At 63.8% G+C, this 4,855-nt stretch carries 6 protein-coding genes; 4 read left to right on the forward strand and 2 right to left on the reverse strand.

The window, feature by feature from the left end; genetic code table 11:
• From EN964_RS24515 to EN964_RS24525, 3 genes are all read left to right on the forward strand, one after another.
• On the forward strand, positions 1-715 hold a 715-nt coding region (locus tag EN964_RS24515; protein ID WP_127276823.1), incomplete at its 5' end, for a 4-(cytidine 5'-diphospho)-2-C-methyl-D-erythritol kinase.
• Positions 702-1,256 carry a molybdenum cofactor biosynthesis protein B gene (moaB, locus tag EN964_RS24520; protein ID WP_127269628.1) on the forward strand — a complete coding sequence of 185 codons (555 nt, stop codon included), beginning with the start codon at positions 702-704 and terminating at the stop codon, positions 1,254-1,256. The genes EN964_RS24515 and moaB, both read left to right, overlap by 14 nt.
• 141 nt (positions 1,257-1,397) lie before the next feature.
• Positions 1,398-1,820 (forward strand): GFA family protein, encoded by a 423-nt coding sequence (locus EN964_RS24525; RefSeq protein WP_127269627.1) that lies wholly within the window; start codon positions 1,398-1,400, stop codon positions 1,818-1,820.
• Between the two features lie 7 nt (positions 1,821-1,827).
• Here the strand turns inward: EN964_RS24525 and EN964_RS24530 are convergent, their stop codons facing one another.
• Together EN964_RS24530 and EN964_RS24535 are read right to left on the reverse strand one after the other, a co-directional pair.
• A complete protein-coding gene (locus EN964_RS24530) occupies positions 1,828-2,802 on the reverse strand; it encodes a hypothetical protein (protein ID WP_023808671.1) in 975 nt (324 codons plus the stop codon).
• Positions 2,803-2,943: 141 nt separating this feature from the next.
• Positions 2,944-3,468, reverse strand: coding sequence for a glycosyltransferase (locus tag EN964_RS24535; protein WP_127272328.1), 525 nt, complete (start codon positions 3,466-3,468; stop codon positions 2,944-2,946).
• Positions 3,469-3,618: 150 nt separating this feature from the next.
• On the opposite strand from EN964_RS24535, the gene EN964_RS24540 reads away from it, so the two are divergent.
• Complete coding sequence (locus EN964_RS24540) at positions 3,619-4,773, forward strand: PA0069 family radical SAM protein (protein WP_127270954.1); 1,155 nt, start codon at positions 3,619-3,621, stop codon at positions 4,771-4,773.
• Positions 4,774-4,855 lie beyond the last annotated feature (82 nt).

The following is a 4,855-nucleotide window of genomic DNA, read 5'->3' on the forward strand; positions in this document are numbered from 1 at the left end:
CGCACCGGCCGTTCCAGTCGACGCAAGCAATCTTGTGCTTAGGGCGCGCGATGCCCTGCGGCAGACAGCCGGGCACGAGAGAACACCGCCGGTTGCCATCCGGCTCGAAAAGAACCTGCCGGTTGCCTCCGGCGTCGGCGGCGGTTCGAGCGACGCGGCGACCGTGCTGCGCGGGCTGGTGGAGACATGGGCGCTGGACATCGACGGCGCAGAGCTGGCGCGGATCGGCCTTTCGCTTGGCGCCGATGTGCCGATGTGCCTGGCGGCAAAGCCGCTGGTAGCGCGCGGCATCGGGGATGAACTGTCGATGGTGCCGGATTTTTCGGCGCTTGGCCTGGTGCTGGTCAATCCAGGCACCCCGGTGTCGACGGCGGATGTCTTTGCAGCGCTTTCGCTGCGCGACAATGAGGCCTTGCCGCCCCTGCCGCGCGGCATCGATTTTCACAGCCTGCGCAACTGGCTGGAGATTACTCGCAACGATCTCGAGCCCGCGGCGCTAGCGATGCAGCCCGCCATCGGCAGGGCGCTTTCCTGGCTGAACAAGGCCGGATCGGGTTTTTCACGGATGTCCGGGTCCGGCGCCACCTGCTTCGGCCTGTTCGAGACCGGCAATGTCGCCAAGCGTGCCGCTGCCGAGATCCGCGGCCGCCAGCCCGACTGGTTCGTCGCGGCGACGCGCACCATCGCATCGGAGGGCGCAGATGGCCAGAATTGACGAGAGCCGCTCCTTCATTCCCGTGCGCATCGCGGTGCTGACCGTTTCGGACACGCGCAGCCTCGCCGACGACAAATCCGGCCAGACGCTGGCCGACCGCATCACCGAGGCCGGCCATCTGCTGGCGGCCCGCGATATCGTCACCGACGACCGCGAGAAAATCCGCGACACGGTTCTGGCGTGGTCACAGGACAAGAATATCGATGTCGTCATCACCACCGGCGGTACCGGCTTCACAGGCCGTGACGTGACGCCGGACGCGCTGGAGCCGATCTTCGAAAAGCGCATGGATGGCTTTTCGGAAGTGTTCCACCGCATTTCCTACGACAAGATCGGCACCTCGACGATCCAGAGCCGGGCGACCGGCGGCGTCGTCAACGCCACCTTCGTCTTCGTGCTGCCGGGCTCACCCGGCGCCTGCAAGGACGCGTGGGACGGCATCCTGAAAGCGCAGCTCGACTACCGGCACACGCCATGCAACTTCGTCGAGATCATGCCGCGCCTGGACGAGCATTTGCGGCGCGGCAAATCGGCTCCGTAAAAGCCGAGGCAAAGCGCCGGTTCCACGCCGCGTTCGCCAGGCAAAACAGCACCGGCGCCTTTGAAACCCCATTCCAAACCGGACCTCGGAAAAGTACCTTGTCTGAAGGCGATCATCGCCGTTCACGACAAGGCAGCTACGATGACCGTGCACACCGGTGGGTGCCATTGCGGCAATATACGCCTTGAATTTTCAACCGAGCTCGAGCCACCGCAAACCGAAGTTCGCGCTTGCCAATGCTCGTTCTGTGTCAGACATGGTTCGCGCGCCGTTGCCGATCCGAATGGCAGACTGGTCATCTCGGTCAAGGACGAGACGCAATTGCGGAGATATCAGTTCGGGCTGAGGACGGCCGACTATCTGATCTGCCGGCGGTGCGGTGTCTACGTCGCCGCAATCGCCAGAGATGACGATGCAAGGGCGATCGTCATCATCAACGCCCTGGACGACCGCGAACGGTTCAACCAGGAGCCGGTCCGCGTTGACTTCGATACGGAAAACAGGGCGCAGCGCCAAGCCAGACGCCGCACACACTGGACACCTGTCGAGATGAGCTTCGGATAGGCAGCTCTCAGCGGATAACCGGCTCGCCATGAAACCGTCGGCGCGACGGCGGCGATACGCCGAAGCCGACTTCCATCATCAGTCGCGGCGTGCGTGCCGGCACGGTGCCCATATGAAAGCCAAAGGGGTCCTCGACGAAGCCGAGACCAGCCTCGCCGGTCAGCGTCACCGGGCTCTGCTCGCCATAGACATCCAGAACCTGCTGCGCGGGATGACCGACCAGAAGGGTAAGCTGGTGCTTGAGGCTGCGGCGCTTGTGGCTGCCCCTGACATAGACATGCGGACCGGTGTCGGCGTCGACCGGCTTGAGGTAGAAGAAGAATTTCAGCATGCGCCAATCATCGAGGTCGAAATGATACTTGCCGAGCGAGGCGAGGTTCTTGTCGGCGTCCGAAGCCGCACCGGTTGGAAAACTCCACCAGACGCGCGTCGTGATCAGTTTTGCCTGGCCGCCGAGATAGTGCGCGGCAATATCCAGAAGCAGCGGATCGCGCTGGATGGCAAGCGCCGCCGGGCAGTCGAGGATGCGCTCGAAAAAATGCCCGCTGAGCAGCGAGCGGCCAAGGCGTTTCTCGGCCTCGGCATGTTCCCCCGGCATGAATTCGAGACGGCGGTCGAAATTGCCGAAGCAAGGCGTGCGCCCGGCGAAGTCGGCGATCTCTTCATGGATATCAGGCGGCAGGACCAGGCCTGAGAACAGCCCGTCGGAGCGCAACGCATCGACGACCGCTCCCCGTTCGACACCGGCAAACATCGTATCCCCGGCATTGGCGACCGGGCGGGCGCGTTTTGCGCCCAGCCAATGCATGCGGCGTCCGGGCATTGTGCGCGCCAACACGAACATCGGCAGCCAGGCAGGGTTCTCCCGCAGGTCCGTCAGATAGGTTGGAATACGTACGGCGATGCGCCGCAGCAGGCTGCCGTTGCGCGCAATGGCCTCGAGACTGGCCGCGCCGGATGTGTCGGGGGTTGAAAGCTTCATTGGGTCCTCGGCTATGAGAGCACCACCGATGCCGCATCGGTGCTCGCCTCTCGGCATGTCCAAACCCAATTCCCGCTTGAACGGAAGCTAACCCCGCGTCAGATTTTGTGCAATGCACAATGACCTGAGCAACTGCAAAAATCACGTCGACGAGCGGCGCTCCTGCTTGGCCGGCGCCATCCAGATCTCCGCGTCGAGCCGCTTCGTCGCGAGGCCGCGGGCGATGGTCCCGGCACTGCCGGCGCTCTTTGCCGCGGCAGCTGCCTGACGCTTGCTGATCAGCAAGCCGTCGGCCAAGGCGCGGTTTCCCGAAAAGACCCGGGCCAGGAATGGCGTGCGACTGGCTCGCGTGCGCGAAAACCGTGCCGCCATGGTCTGCCTGGCCGTGTGGGCGACAACTTCATCGATCCAGCCCTCCACCAGCCGCGCGCCCGGCTCCAGGAGCAGCAACCAATCCCCCTTGGCCTGGCGGATGCCGGCAGCGACACCGCCCGTCACGTACTGACAGCCGGCATGCTCGGCCACACGATGCGTCTGGTCGGTGGAGCCTGTGTCGCAGACGATGACTTCACGCACCACGCCCTCGACCGCTCCGCCAATCAGCGAGGCGAGCGTGCGGGCGAGGCCCTCCTCGTCATTGCGGGTTTCGATGAGAACACTGAGCATCCTTAGCCGAATAGCGGAAAGCGCCGGACAGCGCCAGTTTTTGCATCGCACCATAGAAAGTTCTTGCTTTGTTCCCACCAGTAAAATAGGAATAATTTCATGAACAGAGCGATTCGACACAACACGGACAGTCCCTGGGAGCGGGCGAAAATGGAACAGATCGTGCGCGCCGACATTGCAGCTTTCGGAGCAGGAAGAGCCGAGATGGCCAACGCGATGGTCGAGCAGAGCGGCATGCGTGTCCGCCCGGACCGCAACCGCGGCAGGTCGGCTGGCATCAATCCGTCCGGCCGGTTCGAGCCAGTCAGCCGGCACGTGTTCGACGATGGCTGGAATTCGCTGGAAGAACTGCCGCCTTTCAAGACCGAAGTGCAGGTAGAGAAGCCGCGCACCATCATCACCCGCAACGAATCGCCCGACATTTCCTTCGACCGTTCCATCAACCCCTATCGCGGCTGCGAGCATGGCTGCGTCTATTGCTTTGCCCGCCCGACGCACGCGTTCATGGGCCTGTCGCCGGGTCTGGATTTCGAATCCAAGCTGTTCGCCAAGCCTGATGCGGCGCGCTTGCTCGACAAGGAGCTTTCGAAGGACAGCTATCAGCCGCGCACCATCGCCATCGGCACCAACACCGACCCCTACCAGCCGATCGAGAAGCAATACCGGATCATGCGCGAAATCCTCGAAGTGCTGGAAGCGCGCGGCCATCCGGTCGGCATCGTGACAAAGTCCGCTCTGGTGACGCGCGATATCGATATCCTGTCGCGCATGGCCGAACGCGGGCTCGCCAAGGTAGCGCTGTCGGTGACGACGCTCGACCGCATGCTGGCGCGCACCATGGAGCCGCGCGCGTCGACGCCGACCAAGCGGCTGGAAGCGATCCGGCAGCTTTCGGATGCCGGCATTCCGGCGTCGGTCATGGTGGCGCCGATCATTCCGGGCCTGACCGATCCGGAGATGGAACGCATCCTCGATTCCGCATGTGCGGCGGGCGCGCGCGAAGCGGGCTACGTGATCCTGCGGCTGCCGCTGGAGGTCAGCCCGATCTTCAAGGATTGGCTGCTGCGTCATTATCCCGACCGCTACCGCCATGTGATGTCGCTGGTCCGGTCGATGCGTGACGGCAAGGACTACGATTCGGAATGGGGCAAACGCATGAAGGGCGCCGGTCCCTATGCCTGGCAGATCGGCCGGCGCTTCGAGATCACAGCCAAGCGGCTCGGCCTCAATGCCGAACGGCGCACGCTGCGGACCGACCAGTTCGTTGCCGCCGGGAAAGACCAGGTGCAGTTGACGCTGCTTTAAGAGACAATTCGTCGCGGTGGTTTGATCCGTCGCGGCACCAGAATCCCGTCCGGCCTGCCCCGGCCTGCAGACGGTGCCCTCC

Source organism: Mesorhizobium sp. M7A.F.Ca.CA.001.10.2.1, from assembly GCF_003998575.1.
GTDB lineage: Bacteria > Pseudomonadota > Alphaproteobacteria > Rhizobiales > Rhizobiaceae > Mesorhizobium.

Coding starts and splice junctions, on each gene's coding strand:
- EN964_RS24530 (WP_023808671.1), bottom strand. CDS start 2,802: ATGAAGCTTTCAACCCCCGACACATCCGGCGCGGCCAGTCTCGAGGCC.
- EN964_RS24525 (WP_127269627.1), top strand. CDS start 1,398: ATGACCGTGCACACCGGTGGGTGCCATTGCGGCAATATACGCCTTGAA.
- moaB (WP_127269628.1), top strand. CDS start 702: ATGGCCAGAATTGACGAGAGCCGCTCCTTCATTCCCGTGCGCATCGCG.
- EN964_RS24535 (WP_127272328.1), bottom strand. CDS start 3,468: ATGCTCAGTGTTCTCATCGAAACCCGCAATGACGAGGAGGGCCTCGCC.
- EN964_RS24540 (WP_127270954.1), top strand. CDS start 3,619: ATGGAACAGATCGTGCGCGCCGACATTGCAGCTTTCGGAGCAGGAAGA.